This window comes from Rhodococcus oryzae, from assembly GCF_005049235.1.
In the GTDB taxonomy this organism is placed as follows: Bacteria; Actinomycetota; Actinomycetes; order Mycobacteriales; family Mycobacteriaceae; genus Rhodococcus_G; species Rhodococcus_G oryzae.
In genome coordinates this window covers 150,752-167,744 of the sequence record NZ_SUMD01000001.1, presented here as the reverse complement: position 1 = coordinate 167,744, position 16,993 = coordinate 150,752, and the positions used below count along the sequence as shown (strand labels likewise).

Below are 16,993 nucleotides of genomic sequence, written 5' to 3'. Positions count from 1 at the left end.
ACGAGCGTAGACCGCGGCACCGACGCGCCGCGCCTATCGTGGGCCGTCGAGCTCGAAGTACAGCGCGTCGGACCAGTAGCCCAGGCCGAGCTCGCGGAGGGGTTCCTCGATGCTCTCCTGTGACGGCGTGAACAGCCGCTGCCAGAAACTCGGCCTTGTGGGCGCGAGCTGAGCCATCGCGGCCTCCATCTCGGCGTCGATGTCCGCGAGGCCTGCCAGCAGCGCCGCACCCTGGTCGGCGAACGGCTCGTCGTCCATCGCGAAGATCTCGCCGCATTCGAGGACGAAGTGGTCGTCCGGGTCGGTGTGGGCGCGCAGGAAGCGCAGCGCGTCCTCGGCCATCGTGCCGAGACCCGGGTGGTCGATGCGACTCAGGAACTTCTCGAGCCGGGCGATGCCGGGGCCGCAGCGCGCGGTGACCGCGATCAGGTCGGGGGTGTCGTCCCAGATGATCGACGGGCGGGCACGGGGGTCCACGGAGACGAGGATCCGGGGGACCAGAGGTATCGCATACGACCACTCGGAGACGCCGGCGAGACGCTGGGTGCCGGTCGCGGGCGGATCCGTCTGTGGGTCAAGGGGAGTGGTGTAGAGGTACGTGCGGTTGGCCACGCAGCCTCCTGTCTGTGGGCGGGAATCGGGCGACCGGCCGAGTGTAGGTGCCGCCGGTGACAGGGTCGGTCTGCTGCGTTCTCCACAGGCCGGGATCCGTCCACAGGCACCGCGAAATCGGCCGTCGCCGGGTGCGATTCGTCCCGGCCGCGGTGCAGGGTCTGGTCATGGCACGAAACCTGGAGCTGGGGGCATGGGGTGAGGAGTTGGCGGCGGGCCACCTCGCCCAAGCGGGCCTGACGATCCTCGCGAGGAACTGGCGGTGCCGCTACGGGGAGCTGGATCTCATCGCCAGGGAGGGGGACGCGGTCGTCTTCGTCGAGGTGAAGACGCGATCGGGCCGGGGCTACGGCACGCCGGCCGAGGCGGTCACGTTCGCGAAGCAGGGCCGGATCCGCCGGCTGGCCGGGTTGTGGCTGGCCGAGCAGCCGCACGGCTGGCGGCACGTGCGGTTCGACGTGGTCGCCGTCGTTGTCGAGTCCGGCCGAGATCCGGTGCTCGAGCACCTGCGCGCGGTGTTCTGATGGCGCTCGGGCGGGCCTACGCGGTGGCGGTGCGCGGCGTCGACGGTCAGCTGGTGGAGATCGAGGCGGACATCGGGCGTGGGTTGCCCGGGGTGCACCTGGTCGGGCTGCCCGACACCGCGCTGCAGGAATCGCGGGACCGGGTGCGGGCCGCGGTCACCAACTCCGGTGAGCGATGGCCGGATTCGCGGGTGATCCTGGCGCTCTCGCCCGCGACCCTGCCGAAGGGTGGCAGCGGCTTCGACCTCGCGCTGGCCTGCGCGGTCCTGGTCGCGGACGGACGGGTGCCGAGCGCGGACCTGGACAAGGCGGTGCTGCTCGGCGAGCTCGCCCTGGACGGCCGGCTGCGCGGGGTCCGCGGCGTGCTGCCAGCCGTGTTGGCGGCCAAGTCCGCGGGACGGCCCGCCGTGGTGGTGCCGTACCAGGCGCTGGCCGAGGCCGGCCTGGTGGACGGCATCGAGGTGTGGGGGGCGCGCAACCTGCGGGAGGTGATCGAGTGGTTGCGAGGGGAGTTGGTGCTGCCGGGGCCTGCCCCGTTGGAGGTGCCGCCCGAGCGGACGACGGCCGACCTCAGCGACGTGGCGGGCCAGGGCGACGCGCGCCTGGCGCTTGAGGTGGCGGCCGCGGGCGCGCACCACCTGATGCTGACCGGTCCGCCCGGCATCGGGAAGACGATGCTGGCCCAACGTCTTCCGGGGGTGCTGCCCCCGCTGAGCGAGCAGGAGGCGCTCGAGGTGACCGCGATCCATTCGGTGGCGGGGCTGCTCACCAGCGAGCGGCCGCTGATCACCGAACCGCCGTTCGTTGCCCCGCACCACACGTGTTCGATCAGCGCGCTGGTCGGCGGCGGGTCCGGGATGGCCAGGCCCGGCGCGGTGAGCCGGGCGCATCGGGGCGTGCTCTTCCTCGATGAGTGCGCCGAGCTCGGTGTGAAGGCGCTGGAGGCGCTGCGCACCCCGCTCGAGGACGGTGAGGTCCGGATCGCGCGGCGGGACGGGGTGGCTTGCTATCCGGCGCGGTTCCAGCTGGTGCTGGCGGCGAATCCGTGCCCGTGCGCGCCGCCCCGCACGGAGGACTGCGTCTGCGCGCCGACCGCGCGCAGGCGCTACCTGGGGAAGCTGTCGGGTCCGCTGCTCGACCGGGTGGATCTGCGGGTGAGCATGCAGCCTCTCTCGGTCGGCGCGCTGAACGGGGAGGCCGCCGAGTCGACGGCGGAGGTTCGCGGGCGGGTGGCCGCCGCCCGCGCGACGGCGGTCGAGCGGTGGCGTGAGTTCGGCTGGCGGACCAACGCGGAGGTGCCGGGTCCGGCTCTGCGGCAACGGTTCCGGATCTCCCGTGCCGCGCTCCGTCCGCTGGAGGGGGCGCTGCGGGAGGGGCAGATCACCGCCCGCGGCGCCGATCGCGCGCTCCGGGTCGCGTGGACGCTCGCGGACCTCGCCGGCCTGGCGTTGCCAGAGGAGGACCAGGTGGGGTGCGCGCTGGGCTACCGGGATCGGCGGGGCGAATGAGCGCGCGACGGGAGGCCTGGGCGTATCTGTCGCAGGTGGCACAGGGTCCGTGTGCTCCGCTGGTGGAACTGGTCGAGGCGGTGGGGCCGGAGGAGGCGGCGCGGGCCGTGCATGGCGCGGAGTTGCCGGAGGCGCTGCGCACGCGGACGCAGGCGCGCAGGCACATCGACTCCGCGGCCCGCGACCTCGACCTCGTCGGGCGGTTGGGCGGCAGGCTGCTCACGCCCGACGACGAGGACTGGCCGGCGTGGCGGCTGTTGGCCTTCGACGGTCTCGACTCGCGGCGCGACCGTGAGTCGGCGCCGCCGCTGGCGCTGTGGGTGCTGGGGGAGCGGCCGCTGACCGAGCTGACCGATCGGGCGGTCGCGGTGGTCGGGACCCGGGCCGCCAGCGGCTACGGCGAGCACGTCACCGGGCAGTTCGTCGACGACCTCGCGGGCCGGGGCTGGACCGTCGTCTCGGGAGGTGCGTACGGCATCGACGGCGCCGCGCACCGCGCAGCCCTGGCCGCGGGCGGTGCGACGGTGGCGGTGCTGGCGTGCGGGGTGGACCGGGCCTATCCGGCCGGGCACGCGCGGCTGTTGCGGGAGATCGCCAGGGAAGGCGCGGTGGTCAGCGAATATGCTCCGGGCATCACCCCGGCCCGGCACCGCTTCCTGGCCCGCAACCGGCTGGTCGCCGCGCTCGCGGACGCGGTGCTGGTGGTGGAGGCGGGTGCCCGCAGCGGGGCGCGTAACACCGCGACGTGGGCGTCGCGGCTGGGCCGTCCGGTGCTGGCGGTGCCGGGCCCGGTCACCTCGGCGTCCTCGGTGGGGTGCCACCGGATGATCCGGGAGGGTGAGGCGCTGCTCGCGGCGCGGGCCGCCGATGTGGTGGAGGCGGCCGGGCCGGTGGGGGTGGCAGGCGAGGACGGCGGCCCGGTGCGCGCGCTCGACGGTCTCTCCGCCAAGGCGGCGCTGGTGTACGACGCGCTGCCCGCGTCGGGGTCGGTGGGCGTCCGCGAGCTGTCGGAGGGCTCGGGGCTGCCGATCGGATCGGTGCGGGGCGCGTTGCCGGTGCTGGAGCTGGCCGGGCTGGTCGGCTCGGACGGGACGGGGTGGTTCAGGCGCGGGTGAAATCGGGAGAAAGAGTTACGAATCCGCGGGTTCCGGCCATCGTGGCAGGCCCGGAGGGTTCGGGACTCAGGCTGCTCGGCACCGGCTAGTACGCGGACTGCCAACGATCCTTTCCGTCGCTGGCGACATCGCACACCATTGATTTGCCCTTCGTGGTGACACCAGTCGCTCCTGGAGTGGAGCAGAACGACCCCGGGTGAACTGTTCCTCCGGATCGCTCCACTGCTGGAGGCGAGTAGACCGGTGCGGGCGCAGGTGCCACCGTTGTCGTGGGAGGGGAGAATAGCGGTGCAGGAGCTGGCGGCTGGTTTCTCGGGACCCACGTCGATCCGCAGAGTCTGTCGCCCTCGAGCCCCATCGACTCTCGCCATTCCGAGTCGCTGCACGAGGCTTCGAGTGACAGTGTGGGTTCGGTGGTGATCGGCCGCTGCGGCGTGGACTCGACAACCGGTGAAACCGGTACCGTCGCCGGTTGCGATGAGGGCGGAACCGTCCTCGCTGTTGTCGTTGCTTGCGGCGTCGAGGAAACCGGTTGAACCGTCGCGGTAACCGTCGTTCCGGCATCGGATCCGGTGTCACCGCCGTCGGTCATTGCCCCGAATGCGATGAACGCAACCACAGCCGCACCGACCAGCCAAGGCCAATTTTGATGCTTCTTCTTGACCCCAATACTGGCCACACGCGGACGCACCTGGTCGGTCCATCTCTCGCCGTCCCAGTAGCGCTCACTTGCGCTTGGATCGTATGGGTCCGGGTGCCAGCCAGCGGGAGGGAGCATTCCAAGTCCGTCTCTGGAGGGTCAAGCTCAGTGGTTGCTCGGAGAGTCTGGCAGACCGAACGGTACGGGTCGGCAGTCCCCTAAAACTGCTGTCGTTCAATCAGAGGATCGGCCTGAGCTGAGGTTATGCAGTTGCATGAGCGGTTGGGGGCGGGTGTGCCGATCGAGTCAGTGCAGGGCGCGCTGCCGGTGCCGGAGCTGGCGGGGCTGGTGGGATCGGACGAGACGGGATGGTTCAGGCGGGAATGACGCTCTGACTTGACCCTGACCCTGGGGCAGGCTTGCAGAATGGTCGGCATGATGAGCACCGAGACCCCGAGCGACGCCCGAAGGCGCGGTGATCGGTGATGCTCACGGTCGGCGAACTCGCATCACTGGCGGGCACCACTGTGAAGACCGTGCGGCACTACCACGCCCGTGGCCTGCTCATGGAGCCCCCGCGGGAGGCGAACGGGTACCGCCGCTACGGCGCGCGGGACCTGGTCCAGCTCAGCCGCATCCGCAGGCTTCGCGACCTCGGCCTGTCCATCGCCCAGATCGGCGATCTGCTCGATGGCGAGACCGGCGGCATCCACGAGGCGCTCGACGCGCTGGACGATGAACTGGCCGAGCAGTCCCGGCTCATCGCGCTCCGCCGCCGCACCATCGCGGACCTGCGAGGAAGCCTCGATCCGGAGCTGCCCGACGAGTTCGCGCAGGTGATGTCGGAGTACCTCGCCGCGGGGGTGTCGCCGGAATGGGTCGCGCAGGAGAAGGAGTTCCTGCTGCTCGCGCTCACGGTCTCGGCCGGGAGTCCCGACGTGAGCGAGCGGCTGCTCGGCATCCACCGGCGGGTGCTCGCGGAACCCCACCGGGCGCGCGGCGTCGACCTGATCGGTCGGGTCTCCCGGCTCGACGACCACGCCGGCGCAGCCGAGATCGACGCGCTCGCAGCGGACTACTGCGCCTTCATGGCGGAGGTGCTGCCCGACCAGATGCGTCCAAGCGAGGTCCCGTACATCAGGGATGACGAGCGGATGTCCGCCCTGATGGATGAGCATCGCTTCGGCAATGCCTCCACCGGTTACGAGAGGTTCGTCCGGGCGGTGGCCACCCGGCTTGCCGACGGCGCCTAGCGCCGCACACCACCGATTCACCCATTCAGGCCCGCGTCACCCGCGGGTCTACCTGCCATGCCCGAACTCAGGAGGTACACGCGCATGCGAAAACTGACAGTCATCACGGCCGCCGCGGCGGCCGTGGGCACCATCCTCACCGGATGTACTCAGCCCCAGCCGGATCCGGCGCCCGCGGCCCCGAGCGCGTCGGCCGCCGACCTCGACCGCTACTACCGGCAGCCCGTCTCGTGGGCGGCCTGCGCCGACGAGCAACTCGCGGCGACCGGCAGCGAGTGCGCCACCGTCGACGTCCCGCTCGACTACCGGGATCCGCAGGGCGCGAGCATCGAACTCGCGATCTCCCGGATGGCGTCCACCGACCCCGACAGCAGGCGCGGCATCATCCTGACCAACCCCGGTGGACCGGGCGGCCGCGGCCTCGGTATGCCTGCCAACCTGCGCGAAGGGATGGCCCCCGACGTGTCCGACGCCTACGACGTCATCGGGATGGACACCCGCGGGCTCGGCGCCAGCACCCCGCTCGACTGCGGGCTGACGGACATGACCTGGTTCCGCGCGACCGGCGCCGGGCGATCGGGGTTCGACGAGAACGTGCAACGGGCGTCCAAGGCCGCCGACCTGTGCTGGGACAAGTACCCGGATGTGTTGCCGCACACCAACACCGCCAACATCGCCAGGGATCTCGACGTGATCCGCGAGGCGCTGGGGGAGGAGAAGGCCTCGTACTACGGCTGGTCCTACGGCACCGTGCTGGGCGCGACGTACAGCCAGATGTTCCCGGAGAGGATCGACCGCCTGGTGCTCGACAGCGCTGCCGATCCGGCCAAGTACGGCATCGAGATGTTCCGGGACATGGGCCCGGCCAACGAGAAGGCCATCGACGACTTCGCCGCGTGGGCGGCGCCGCGCCACGCCGAGTACGGGCTGGGCGCCACGCCGCAATTGGTGCGGGTGGGCATCGAGCAACTGATCGCCGACGCGGCGGTGACCCCGATCACGGTGGGGCAGTTCACGCTCGACGACCACACGCTTCCGTTCGTGCTGTACTTCAATGCCACCAGCGACACGGACAACGCCGCCTTCGCGGAGGCCCTGGTGCAGCTCCGTCAGTTCGCGGCAGGCAAGCAGGTGACGCCGATGCCGAAACTCGCGGGCCTGCTGCAGGCGATGTTCCGCCCGGAGTCGGGCACGGGACCCGACTACGCGTCGACCCTGGCCATCCTCTGCGGCGACCGCGCGATGCCGACGGACCCGGAGTGGTACTGGCTGAACATCGAACGCGCTCGCGCCGACCAGCCCATCTTCGGATCCGTGCACAATTCCATCACGCCGTGTGCGTTCTGGCGTGGGGAACCGATCGAGCAGGTCGAGATCGGCAATGACACCCCCGCGCTGCAGGTGCAGTCGCTCGGGGACACCAGGACCACTTACGAGGAGGGCCTGGGCATGCACCGGGCAATGCGAGGGTCGAGGCTGGTCACTGTGCCGGGACGCACGCATGCCGTGTTCCCGGACTACCCCAACGATTGCGCGCGCGACGCGGTGAACGACTACCTCAGGGAAGGCACACTGCCGAGCGAAGACGTCGTCTGCGAGGCGTAGCCGGGCGTCAGCCGAACTGCGGGCAGATGTGTTGCCGCGCCGCCTCGTACGCCCTGGTCTCCTCCTCCAGCGCCTGCTGCTCCGCCGAGGAGTCGCGACCCGCAGCCTTGGCGGCGTCCAGCGCGGACTGTCGGGCACCGATCAGGGCCACCGTGTATCCCGCCCAGTCGTCCCAGGAGCCGGTCGACACGGCGGCCGGCAGCATCTGCTCGTAGGCCTCGCAGTAGCCGTGGCCCGCGGACACGATGGCGGCGCGCTCGGCGCGCGGGCTCAGCGTGATCGCGCCCGCGGTGATGTCGTCCCAGCGACTGTCCTCACAGACGGCACCCGCGTACCCGGCGTCGCCGCCCTCGGGCACGTTGCGGAAGACCGTGCTCTGTCCGACGCGCTCGACCTGGGCCGGGCGCGAGGCGGCGAACTGGTCCACCAGGTTCTGTTCGACGGAGTCTGTGGTCCCGTCGCCCCTCGGCCGGAGCACGTCGACGAGTTCCTCGGCGGTGGCGTTGGGGAGCGTTGCGTCGACGCATTCCGCCGCCTCCGCCGACCCGGGCTCGGAGGAGGCCGCCGAGCACCCGCCGAGCAGGACGGCGGTCAGCGGCACGAGGACGGCGAGCGAACGGATGCGGCGGATGTGTGTCATTGCCCCTCGAGAAAGACGCGGAAGTCGTTGGCGCCGGCGTTGGTTCACCTCGCCCGGCGTGGACGGTCGAACGCACGCGGCGAATCGGCCAGGCAGCAGTATCTCAGGCCGTGGCCGAGCGAGAGGCAAATCACGCCATCCGGCCCGAGCCGGCCGGTACTGTGTTAGGTAACGCTAACTAGCGAGAGGTGTCGGAATGGCCAGGCGTATCACCACCCTCACGGTCTCGCGCACCGAGCGGCTGACCCCGCACCTGGTGCGCGTCTACCTCGGAGACCCCGGCTTCGAGGAGTTCGTCCCCAACGACTTCACCGATGCCTACGTCAAGCTGATCTTCGGGCCGGACGACGATCAGGTGCTGCGCACCTACACCGTCAGCTCCGTGGACGACGAAAAGCGCGAGGTCGCCATCGATTTCGTGGTGCACGGCGACGAGGGCGTCGCCGCACCGTGGGCCGCCTCCGCCCAGCCGGGGGAGAGCGTGCGACTGTACGGCCCCGGCGGGGCCTACGCGCCGCGCGCGGACGCCGACTGGCACCTGCTCGCGGGCGACGAATCGGCGATCCCCGCGGTCGCGGCGGCGGTCGCCGCGCTGCCCGCGAACGCGGTGGCGCGGGTGGTGCTCGAGGTCGCGGGACCGGACGACGAGGTGCCCCTGCCGTCGGCCGCGCCCGTCGAGGTCACCTGGGTGCACCGCGGCGGCGCCGCCCACGAGGTGGGCGACGACCGGGCGGGCGACAACGCGCCGCTGATCGAGGCGGTCAGGGCCGTGCCGTGGCTGCCCGGTCAGCCACATGTGTTCATCCACGGCGAGGCCCATGCCGTCATGCACGGTCTGCGCGCCTACATCCGCAAGGAGCGCGGGGTCGCCGCCGAATGGGCGTCGATCTCCGGCTACTGGCGACGCGGTCGCACGGAGGAAGGGTTCCGGGTGTGGAAATCGGAGCTCGCGGCCACCGAGAACCCGGAACGCCCGCGTTAGCCGACGGGGACCGGCGCGCCGCGGCGAACCAGACGAATCCCGATGCCGCTGAGCGCTATCGCGATGACCAGGCCCAGCGCGAGGCCGATGGCGGGGAAGCTGAGCCAGGTCGGCCCGAGGTCTATGTGCCACGGCAGTGATGCGGTGGTGGGATCGCCGGTCGGTGTTCGGTCCAGCGCGAAGGGCTGGCCCAGTTGGGGCGGATGGATACCGCCGACGAGCGCGACGATGGCGCCGTAGACCAGGCCGCAGATCACGAAGACCGCGAACAACGGCCCTCGGCCGTCGCCCCCGCGGCGGACCAACCGCCAGCCGGACAACCCCACCAGCGCACCGACGGCGGCCAGCATCGTCGCGCCGACGGCCGGGAAGATCAGCAGCGCCGGGAGCCACGGCGGGCCGGGGAAGTACATGAACCCGTAGTAGATCGTCCGCACGCCCAGGCGGCCGTTCGGCTCGGTGGGCGAGTAGTCGGCATACGGGGTCGCGTGGCGCCACCCCACCGCGCCGAGCACCCCCGCTGCCAGCCCGAACAGGGCAAGCGCGGTGACCAGTGCCAGGAACCTGCTGCCAGTCCTGTTGCGGTTGCTCACCGGATCATCATCGCGGACACCGGGTCCCAGACGGTGTAGTCGCCGCCGGGCGCGTCACGCCGTCGTCTGGACCCGGGCCGCCGCGACGTCGGCATCGGTGGCCGCCGGCTTTGCCGGCCTGCCGAGGGTGAGCAGCGCCGTCATCGCCGCGACCGCGCAGACCACGATGCCGATCGACATCCCCAGCGCGGACCCGCCGACCAGCGGCGAGATCAGCGCCGCCAGGCCGAACTGGCCCGCGCCCATCAGCGCGGACCCGGTGCCCGCGGCGGCGGTCACCTCGGACTGCCCGAGCGCGGTGGCATTGCCCATGATGAATCCGAGGCTGGTGGTCACCAGGAACAGCAGGGGCAGCACGACCGCGGTCGCGGCGGCGCCGACGGTCACCTCGAGCAGCAGCAGGGTGCCTGCGGTGAGCAGCATCGACACCCCGAACCTCAGCAGCTGTCGGGCGTGGAATCGCCCGATCAGCCTCGTGTTGACGATGCTGCCCGCGACGATGCCGATCGAGTTGACGCCGAACACGATCGAGAACTGGCCGGGGGTCAGGCCGAGCACGTCCTGCACCACGAAGGGCGAGGCGGAGATGTAGGAGAACAGCGCGCCGAATCCGAACATGAAGGTCAGCGCGTACCCGACGTAGCGGGGGTTGCCGGTCACGTACCGCATGTTGTGTGCGAGAGCCGAGAGGCCGCCGCCGTGCCTGCGCTCGACGGGCAGCGTCTCGGGCACCAGCGTCAGCACGCCGACGAGCATGATCACGGAGGCCGCGGCGAGCACCCAGAAGATGCCGCGCCAGCCGATCGGCCCGAGCAGCGCGCCGCCCATCAGCGGCGCCAGCACGGGGGCGACGCCGCCGATGATCATCATGATGCTGAACAGCTTTGCGGCGTTGTCGCCCTTGGCCCGGTCGGCGATCACCGCGCGCGCCAACACGATTCCCGCGCCGCCGCTGAGGCCCTGCAGCAGTCGGGCGCCGATGAGCACCTCCGCCGACGGTGCGAGCGCGCAGGCCACGCCGCTGATCGCGCAGATGATGGTGCCGCCGATGAGCAGCTTGCGCCGCCCCCATCCGTCGGAGAGCGGGCCGACGATCAGCTGGCCGATGCCGAGACCCGCCATGAAGGTGGTCAGGGTGAGCTGCACCGTCGAGGCCGAGGTGCCGAGGTCCTCGCCGAGGGCGGGCAGGCCCGGCAGGTACATGTCCGTGGCGAGCGGTGCGATCGCGGACAGCAGGGCGAGGATCAACAGCATCGGGATCGGAATGGTTCGGCTCACATGAGGGACCCAGCGGCGCGGGTGCTTGATTTATTCCCGTCCGGGGGAGACGGTGCGAACATGAGTTCGCATGCGAAGCGGCAGGAACCGGGCGAGGTGCCCACGCGGTTGGCGTCGCACCTCGACGCCTACGGCGAGTATCTGTCGCTCGAGCGCGGCCGGTCCGAGCACACGGTCCGGGCGTATCTGGCCGACGCCCGATCGCTGCTCGCGCACGTCGCTGCCGCATCGCCGGACGCGGATCTCGAGGACATCGACCTGCGGGCGTTGCGGTCCTGGCTGTCCGCGCAGGCATCGGCGGGGGTGGCGCGCACCACCCTGGCCCGCCGAACCGCTGCCGCCCGCACGTTCACCTCCTGGCTGACCCGCACCCGCCGGATCCCGCGCGATCCCGGCGTCCGGCTCGTCGCGCCCAAGGCCCACCGCACCCTGCCTGCCGTGTTGCGCCAGGGTCAGGCGGCGGAGGCCATGCAGGCCGCGGAATCCGGTGCGGCGCAGCTCGAACCGATCGCCGTCCGGGACCGGCTGATCGTGGAATTGCTGTACGCCAGCGGAATCCGGGTCGGGGAGCTGTGCGGTCTCGACCTCGACGACGTCGACCTCGAACGCCGGGTGCTCCGGGTGCTGGGCAAGGGCAACAAGCAACGCTCGGTGCCGTTCGGGGGACCGGCGGCCGCCGCCGTCGACGCCTGGCTGACGTCGGGACGCCCCGCACTGGTGAACGACCGCTCCGGCCGTGCGCTGCTGCTCGGCCGTCGCGGCGGCCGCATCGATCAGCGGCAGGCCAGGAGCGTCGTGCACGAGGTGCTCGAGGCGGTGCCCGGCGCGCCGAGCCTCGGCCCGCACGGGCTGCGGCACTCGGCGGCGACCCACCTGCTCGAGGGCGGCGCCGACCTGCGGGTGGTGCAGGAGTTGCTCGGGCACAGCAGCCTGGCCACCACGCAGCTCTACACCCACGTGTCGGTGGCGCGGCTGCGGGCGGTCCACGACCAGGCGCACCCTCGCGCCTGACGGCCGCTACCGCTTCGCGTAGTCGGCGAAGCCCTGCCAGTCCACCAGGACGCAGGCCTCGTCGCCGACCACCCACGCGTCATGACCGGGCGGGGCGATCATCACGTCGCCGGGACCGAACTCCTGCTGTTCGCCGTCATCCATCACCACGACCATGCGTCCGGAGACGCAGTAGCCCACGTGGGCGGCCTGGCAGCTGTCGGTCTTCGCGATCGGCTTGACGTGGTCGGACCACTTCCAGCCGGGTTCGAAAACCCCACGCCCGACCGCTCCGCCTGCAAGGTCGACCAGATCGATCTTGCCCTTGCCGTCCTCGAACGGGCGGGTCTCCTCGGGTGAATCGAAACTCTTGCGAACCAATCCGGACATGGCCTGCCTCCTGTGGTTGCCTGTCACCGATGCTTCTCCCCGGCAGGGGGCGATGTCCAGGCTCCACTTGGTAGCCTCGCCCAGACTGCTGCGGGTCGTACCCGCAGATCTGCCACACATTCGGGGGAATTGTGAACCGCGATCATTCGACGCCGGCCTGGCTGCAGGGAGCCGCCGCGCCCGCGGAGGAGCCGGCCTGGACGGATCGGAGTGCGCCGCTCAGCGCCGTGCCCGCGTGGTCGGCAGCCGCGCCAGCAGCGCCCGCCGTGCCCGCCGCCGAACAACTGTGGACCGGGCCCAACCGCGCAGTCGAACCCGGCTGGGCGCAGCCCGAACCCGCCCCGGTCGAGCCGACCTGGACCGAGCCGATCCGCCCACCGGCGCCGCCGCACCAGCCCACCAACCGGGACCTGGTCGCCGGGGCGCTGCTCAAGCGGCCGCGCCGTGCCCCCGACGCCGGCTGGCGCGCGGCCGTGCACCGCATCTCCGGCGGGGTCATCAACCCCGGTCAGTCCGGCGAGGACCTGCGACAGCAGGCGCTGGTCGAGCGGATCAACCAGCCGATCCGGGGCGACTACCGGATCGCGTTCCTCTCGCTCAAGGGCGGCGTCGGCAAGACCACCACCACGGTCGGGCTCGGTTCGACCTTCGCCTCGCTGCGTGGGGACCAGGTGATCGCGGTCGACGCGAACCCGGACATGGGCACCCTGGCGACCCGGGTCCCGCTGCAGACAGCTTCGACGGTGCGTGATCTGCTCGCCGACGCGCCGAACCTGCACCGCTACTCCGACGTGCGCAGGCACACCTCGCAGGCCGAGAGCCGGCTGGAGGTGCTCGCCAGCGAGCAGGACCCGGCCATGTCGGAGGCGTTCAGCGAGGCCGACTACCGGTCGGTCATCGACATCCTGCAGGTGTACTACAACATCATCCTCACCGACTGCGGCACCGGTATCATGCACTCGGCGATGAATGGCGTTCTACAGCTTGCCAATTCGCTCGTGCTGGTGAGCTCGCCCGCGATCGACGGGGCCCGCAGCGCCGCGGCCACCCTGGACTGGCTGCAGCATCACGGCTACGGGCACCTGGTCGAACGGACGGTCGTGGTGATCAGTTCCGCCCGGCCGGGCGCGTCGACGATCGACCTCGACGAGCTGAGCAGGCACTTCCTCGCCCGCTGCCGGGCCGTGCAGGTGGTGCCCTTCGACGAGCACCTCGCCGAGGGCGCCCAGATCGACCTGAACCTGCTCCGGCCCGCCACCCGCCGAGCCTTCGTCGAGCTCGCGGCGATGGTCGCCGACGACTTCCCGGCCTCCTCGGGCAGGCATGCCGTCGCCGAGTGGAGCTAGTTCCGCCTGCCCTCCGCGCGTAGCGGCTTGAGTCGGACCGGCGCCGCGCGCACCAGGCCGAGCGGGTCGAGGTACTCGCGGCCCCGCCGCAGCCCCCAGTGCAGGCACGTCCCGCACCCCGGATGTCCGGACTCAAGGGTGCCGAGCGGCGTCCCGCGCCCAACCCGCCCGCCGACGGCGACCGCCGCGCGGACTGGCTCGTAGGTGGTCCGCAGCCCGCCGGGGTGATCGATCGAGACCACCGGTTTGCCAGCCACCACGCCCGCGAACGCCACCACCCCCTCGCCCGCCGCGAGCACCGCCTGGCCGGGGCTGCCGACCAGGTCGACGCCGCGGTGTCCGGGCAGCCAGTCGTGTTCGGGTGGGTCGAAGGCCCGCGCGAGCGCCGGGCGCGGACGCAGCGGCCAGGAGTAGCCGTCGGGTGCGGCCGTGCTCGGCGACGGACCGCCGAGCAGGACCATCGCGCACAATCCGAGAACGGTCAGGATCCGCATCACTCCACCCTGGGCCACTCCGGGTCGCCGCCGGGGCCGCCTCGGGCCATCTGTGGATGACCGATCGGCTGTCCACAGCGCCGGTTATGACCTCCTGGTGTCAGCCCGTACACTGTCCATGCGGTCTGTGCTCGCACAGTCCGACTTCGCGCGCCCGCGCATGAACAACGGCCTCCGGCTGGTCCTGCACTCGTGCAGGTCCGGGGGCTGGCGGGCGCCAGGGCAGGGATCACCGATCGCCTGCGTCAACCGGCTATGAAAGAGGTACACAGCCATGGCTGTCGTAACCATGAAGCAGATGCTCGACAGTGGTACCCACTTCGGGCACCAGACCCGTCGCTGGAACCCGAAGATGAAGCGTTTCATCCTCACGGACCGCAACGGCATCTACATCATCGACCTGCAGCAGACCCTCACGTACATCGACAAGGCGTACGAGTTCGTCAAGGAGACCGTTGCCCACGGCGGCACCGTCCTCTTCGTCGGCACCAAGAAGCAGGCGCAGGAGTCCATCGCCGAAGAGGCGACCCGCGTGGGCATGCCCTACGTGAACCAGCGCTGGCTCGGCGGCATGCTGACCAACTTCACCACCGTGCACAAGCGTCTGCTGCGCCTCAAGGATCTCGAGGCGATGGAGCAGACCGGTGGCTTCGAGGGTCGCACCAAGAAGGAAATCCTCATGCTCACGCGTGAGATGACCAAGCTCGACCGCACCCTCGGTGGCATCCGGGACATGGCCAAGGTCCCGTCGGCCATCTGGGTCGTCGACACCAACAAGGAGCACCTCGCGGTCTCCGAGGCTCGCAAGCTGAACATCCCGGTCATCGCGATCCTGGACACCAACTGCGATCCCGACCTGGTCGACTACCCGATCCCGGGTAACGACGACGCGATCCGCTCCGCCGCTCTGCTGACCAAGGTCGTCGCCTCCGCGGTGGCCGAGGGCCTGCAGGCCCGCGCGGGCCGCGGTTCCGCGGACGACGCGAAGCCCGAGGCCGGCGCCGAGCCGCTCGCCGAGTGGGAGCAGGAGCTGCTCTCGCAGGCCGCCCCCGCCGCCGAAGCGGAGGCAGCAGCCGAGGCTCCCGCAGCCGAGGCGACCGAGGCTCCCGCAGCCGAGGCGACCGAGGCTCCCGCAGCCGAGGCCCCGCAGGCCTAGTGACTCGGCCCTGACCTTCCAAGGTCAGGGCCGCTTCACTTCATGCTCCACCCCAGGCATCGAATCTCACTCAAGGAGGCTCGCCCCCAATGGCGAACTACACCGCCGCTGACGTGAAGCGGCTCCGCGAGCTCACCGGCTCCGGAATGATGGATTGCAAGAACGCGCTTGCCGAGACGGACGGCGACTTCGACAAGGCCGTCGAGCTACTCCGCATCAAGGGCGCCAAGGACGTGGGCAAGCGCGCCGAGCGCACCACGGCCGAGGGCCTGGTCGTCGCCAAGGACGGCGTCATGGTCGAGCTCAACTGCGAGACCGACTTCGTCGCAAAGAACGCCGAGTTCCAGGAGCTCGCGGACAAGGTCGTCACCGCGGCCGCCGCGGCCAAGCCTGCCGACCTCGACGCCCTCAAGGCCGCCTCCGCTGGCGACCAGACCGCTGACGAGCTCGTCGCGGCGCTGTCCGCGAAGATCGGCGAGAAGCTCGAGCTGCGTCGCGTCGTCGCGTTCGACGGCCCGGTCGCGACCTACCTGCACAAGCGCAGTGCCGACCTGCCGCCCGCCGTCGGCGTCCTGGTCGAGTACCAGGGCGAGGGCGACGCCGCTGCGGAGGCCGCTCGCGCCGCCGCCATGCAGGTCGCCGCGCTCAAGGCGAAGTACGTCACCCGTGACGAGGTCCCCGCGGAGATCGTCGAGGCCGAGCGCCGCGTCGCCGAGGAGACCGCCAAGGAGGAGGGCAAGCCCGAGGCTGCGCTCCCCAAGATCGTCGAGGGCCGTGTCAACGGCTTCTTCAAGGACGTCGTGCTCACCGAGCAGTCCTCCGTCACCGACTCGAAGAAGACCGTCAAGGCCCTTCTCGACGAGGCCGGCGTGACCATCACCCGCTTCGCGCGGTTCGAGGTCGGCGCCAGCTAGACGGCACCAGCTCCACCGAAAGGCCCCGCCCCGGTTTCCGGGTGCGGGGCCTTTCTGCGTGTGCCGCGCGCGTCGTCGGCCCCGGGCGCCGTTCGCGGGGGTGGATAAGGCAGGATGGAGTGGTCATCTGTGGCCAGAACATCGGGTGGCCTATTCATGCTGGCCACACACCGCCCAGCGCGGCACCGACGATCGAGGAGAGCCATGACCGAACCCGCACCGACCGATTCCGCGCCCCGACGGGACGGCTTCAAGCGCGTCCTCCTCAAGCTCGGTGGCGAGATGTTCGGTGGTGGCGAGGTCGGTCTTGACCCCGACGTGGTGCAGACCGTGGCGGAGCAGATCGCCGATGTCGTCAACTCCGGAGTGCAGGTCGCGGTCGTCATCGGCGGCGGCAACTTCTTCCGCGGCGCCGAACTGCAGCAGCGGGGCATGGACCGGTCCCGGTCCGACTACATGGGCATGCTCGGCACCGTGATGAACTGTCTTGCGCTGCAGGACTTCCTCGAGAAGCAGGGCGTCGCCACCCGCGTGCAGACCGCCATCACCATGGGCCAGGTCGCCGAGCCGTACCTGCCGCTGCGGGCGCGCAGGCACCTCGAGAAGGGCCGCGTCGTCATCTTCGGCGCCGGCATGGGCATGCCGTACTTCTCCACCGACACGACGGCCGCGCAGCGCGCCCTCGAGATCGGGGCCGAGGTCGTGTTGATGGCCAAGGCCGTCGACGGCGTCTACACCGCGGATCCGCGCGAGGACCCGGACGCGACCATGTACACCGACATCACCCACCGCGAGGTGATCGAGCAGGGACTGAAGGTGGCCGACGCCACCGCGTTCAGCCTGTGCATGGACAACCAGATGCCGATGTTGGTGTTCAACCTGCTCACCGAGGGGAACATCGCGCGCGCGGTGGCCGGTGAGAAGATCGGAACACTCGTCAAGTCATGAACCAT

At 70.9% G+C, this 16,993-nt stretch carries 18 protein-coding genes; 11 read left to right on the top strand and 7 right to left on the bottom strand.

Annotated features, from left to right (window positions below; genetic code table 11):
- Positions 1–33: 33 nt before the first annotated feature.
- Complete coding sequence (locus tag FCG67_RS00720) at positions 34–612, bottom strand: DUF7822 domain-containing protein (protein ID WP_136906290.1); 579 nt, start codon at positions 610–612, stop codon at positions 34–36.
- Between the two features lie 167 nt (positions 613–779).
- On the opposite strand from FCG67_RS00720, the gene FCG67_RS00715 reads away from it, so the two are divergent.
- From FCG67_RS00715 to dprA, 3 genes are read left to right on the top strand one after another with little or no spacing between them, the layout of a single operon-like run.
- Positions 780–1,136 carry a YraN family protein gene (locus FCG67_RS00715; protein ID WP_136906288.1) on the top strand — a complete coding sequence of 119 codons (357 nt, stop codon included), beginning with the start codon at positions 780–782 and terminating at the stop codon, positions 1,134–1,136.
- Positions 1,136–2,644 carry a YifB family Mg chelatase-like AAA ATPase gene (locus FCG67_RS00710; RefSeq protein ID WP_136906286.1) on the top strand — a complete coding sequence of 503 codons (1,509 nt, stop codon included), beginning with the start codon at positions 1,136–1,138 and terminating at the stop codon, positions 2,642–2,644. Before FCG67_RS00715 ends, FCG67_RS00710 begins: the two co-directional genes overlap by 1 nt.
- The gene (gene dprA / locus FCG67_RS00705) at positions 2,641–3,759 is read left to right on the top strand and encodes a DNA-processing protein DprA (RefSeq protein WP_136906284.1); all 1,119 of its coding nucleotides are present in this window, start codon (positions 2,641–2,643) and stop codon (positions 3,757–3,759) included. The genes FCG67_RS00710 and dprA overlap by 4 nt, the downstream gene beginning before the upstream one ends.
- Positions 3,760–3,844: 85 nt before the next feature.
- Here the strand turns inward: dprA and FCG67_RS25660 are convergent, their stop codons facing one another.
- Positions 3,845–4,537: a DUF2510 domain-containing protein gene (locus FCG67_RS25660; RefSeq protein WP_136906282.1), complete on the bottom strand. Its 693-nt coding sequence runs from the start codon at positions 4,535–4,537 to the stop codon at positions 3,845–3,847.
- Between the two features lie 347 nt (positions 4,538–4,884).
- Between FCG67_RS25660 and FCG67_RS00695 the strand changes: the two genes are divergently transcribed.
- Positions 4,885–5,652 carry a MerR family transcriptional regulator gene (locus FCG67_RS00695; RefSeq protein ID WP_136907094.1) on the top strand — a complete coding sequence of 256 codons (768 nt, stop codon included), beginning with the start codon at positions 4,885–4,887 and terminating at the stop codon, positions 5,650–5,652.
- Between the two features lie 84 nt (positions 5,653–5,736).
- Positions 5,737–7,257, top strand: coding sequence for an alpha/beta hydrolase (locus FCG67_RS00690; RefSeq protein WP_136906280.1), 1,521 nt, complete (start codon positions 5,737–5,739; stop codon positions 7,255–7,257).
- Between the two features lie 7 nt (positions 7,258–7,264).
- Here FCG67_RS00690 and FCG67_RS00685 read toward each other — a convergent pair whose 3' ends face one another.
- Complete coding sequence (locus FCG67_RS00685) at positions 7,265–7,897, bottom strand: hypothetical protein (RefSeq protein WP_136906278.1); 633 nt, start codon at positions 7,895–7,897, stop codon at positions 7,265–7,267.
- 196 nt (positions 7,898–8,093) lie between these two features.
- Between FCG67_RS00685 and FCG67_RS00680 the strand changes: the two genes are divergently transcribed.
- Positions 8,094–8,879 (top strand): siderophore-interacting protein, encoded by a 786-nt coding sequence (locus FCG67_RS00680; RefSeq protein WP_136906276.1) that lies wholly within the window; start codon positions 8,094–8,096, stop codon positions 8,877–8,879.
- Here FCG67_RS00680 and FCG67_RS00675 read toward each other — a convergent pair.
- Both FCG67_RS00675 and FCG67_RS00670 read right to left on the bottom strand, forming a co-directional pair.
- Positions 8,876–9,472, bottom strand: a complete 597-nt coding sequence (locus FCG67_RS00675; protein ID WP_136906275.1) for a hypothetical protein — start codon at positions 9,470–9,472, stop codon at positions 8,876–8,878. The genes FCG67_RS00680 and FCG67_RS00675 overlap by 4 nt on opposite strands.
- A 54-nt stretch (positions 9,473–9,526) precedes the next feature.
- Entirely contained in the window at positions 9,527–10,726 is a 1,200-nt protein-coding gene (locus FCG67_RS00670; protein ID WP_136907092.1) for a multidrug effflux MFS transporter, read from the bottom strand.
- A gap of 84 nt (positions 10,727–10,810) precedes the next feature.
- On the opposite strand from FCG67_RS00670, the gene FCG67_RS00665 reads away from it, so the two are divergent.
- Complete coding sequence (locus FCG67_RS00665; RefSeq protein ID WP_136906273.1) at positions 10,811–11,761, top strand: tyrosine recombinase XerC; 951 nt, start codon at positions 10,811–10,813, stop codon at positions 11,759–11,761.
- Between the two features lie 6 nt (positions 11,762–11,767).
- Here FCG67_RS00665 and FCG67_RS00660 read toward each other — a convergent pair whose 3' ends face one another.
- On the bottom strand, positions 11,768–12,130 hold the full coding sequence (locus FCG67_RS00660) for a cupin domain-containing protein (RefSeq protein WP_136906271.1): 363 nt from the start codon (positions 12,128–12,130) through the stop codon (positions 11,768–11,770).
- 368 nt (positions 12,131–12,498) lie between these two features.
- Between FCG67_RS00660 and FCG67_RS00655 the strand changes: the two genes are divergently transcribed.
- Complete coding sequence (locus tag FCG67_RS00655) at positions 12,499–13,476, top strand: MinD/ParA family ATP-binding protein (protein ID WP_211243095.1); 978 nt, start codon at positions 12,499–12,501, stop codon at positions 13,474–13,476.
- Here the strand turns inward: FCG67_RS00655 and FCG67_RS00650 are convergent.
- Positions 13,473–13,970: a M23 family metallopeptidase gene (locus FCG67_RS00650; RefSeq protein ID WP_136906269.1), complete on the bottom strand. Its 498-nt coding sequence runs from the start codon at positions 13,968–13,970 to the stop codon at positions 13,473–13,475. The two genes, FCG67_RS00655 and FCG67_RS00650, sit on opposite strands and share 4 nt — an antisense overlap.
- Before the next feature lie 274 nt (positions 13,971–14,244).
- Between FCG67_RS00650 and rpsB the strand changes: the two genes are divergently transcribed.
- The 3 genes from rpsB (at position 14,245) to pyrH (ending at position 16,988) form a co-directional block, all read left to right on the top strand.
- The gene (gene rpsB / locus FCG67_RS00645; protein WP_136906267.1) at positions 14,245–15,126 is read left to right on the top strand and encodes a 30S ribosomal protein S2; all 882 of its coding nucleotides are present in this window, start codon (positions 14,245–14,247) and stop codon (positions 15,124–15,126) included.
- An 89-nt stretch (positions 15,127–15,215) separates the two neighbouring features.
- Complete coding sequence (gene tsf / locus FCG67_RS00640; protein ID WP_077041243.1) at positions 15,216–16,040, top strand: translation elongation factor Ts; 825 nt, start codon at positions 15,216–15,218, stop codon at positions 16,038–16,040.
- 204 nt (positions 16,041–16,244) lie between these two features.
- Positions 16,245–16,988 carry a UMP kinase gene (pyrH, locus tag FCG67_RS00635; RefSeq protein WP_077041244.1) on the top strand — a complete coding sequence of 248 codons (744 nt, stop codon included), beginning with the start codon at positions 16,245–16,247 and terminating at the stop codon, positions 16,986–16,988.
- The last annotated feature ends 5 nt before the right edge of the window (positions 16,989–16,993 follow it).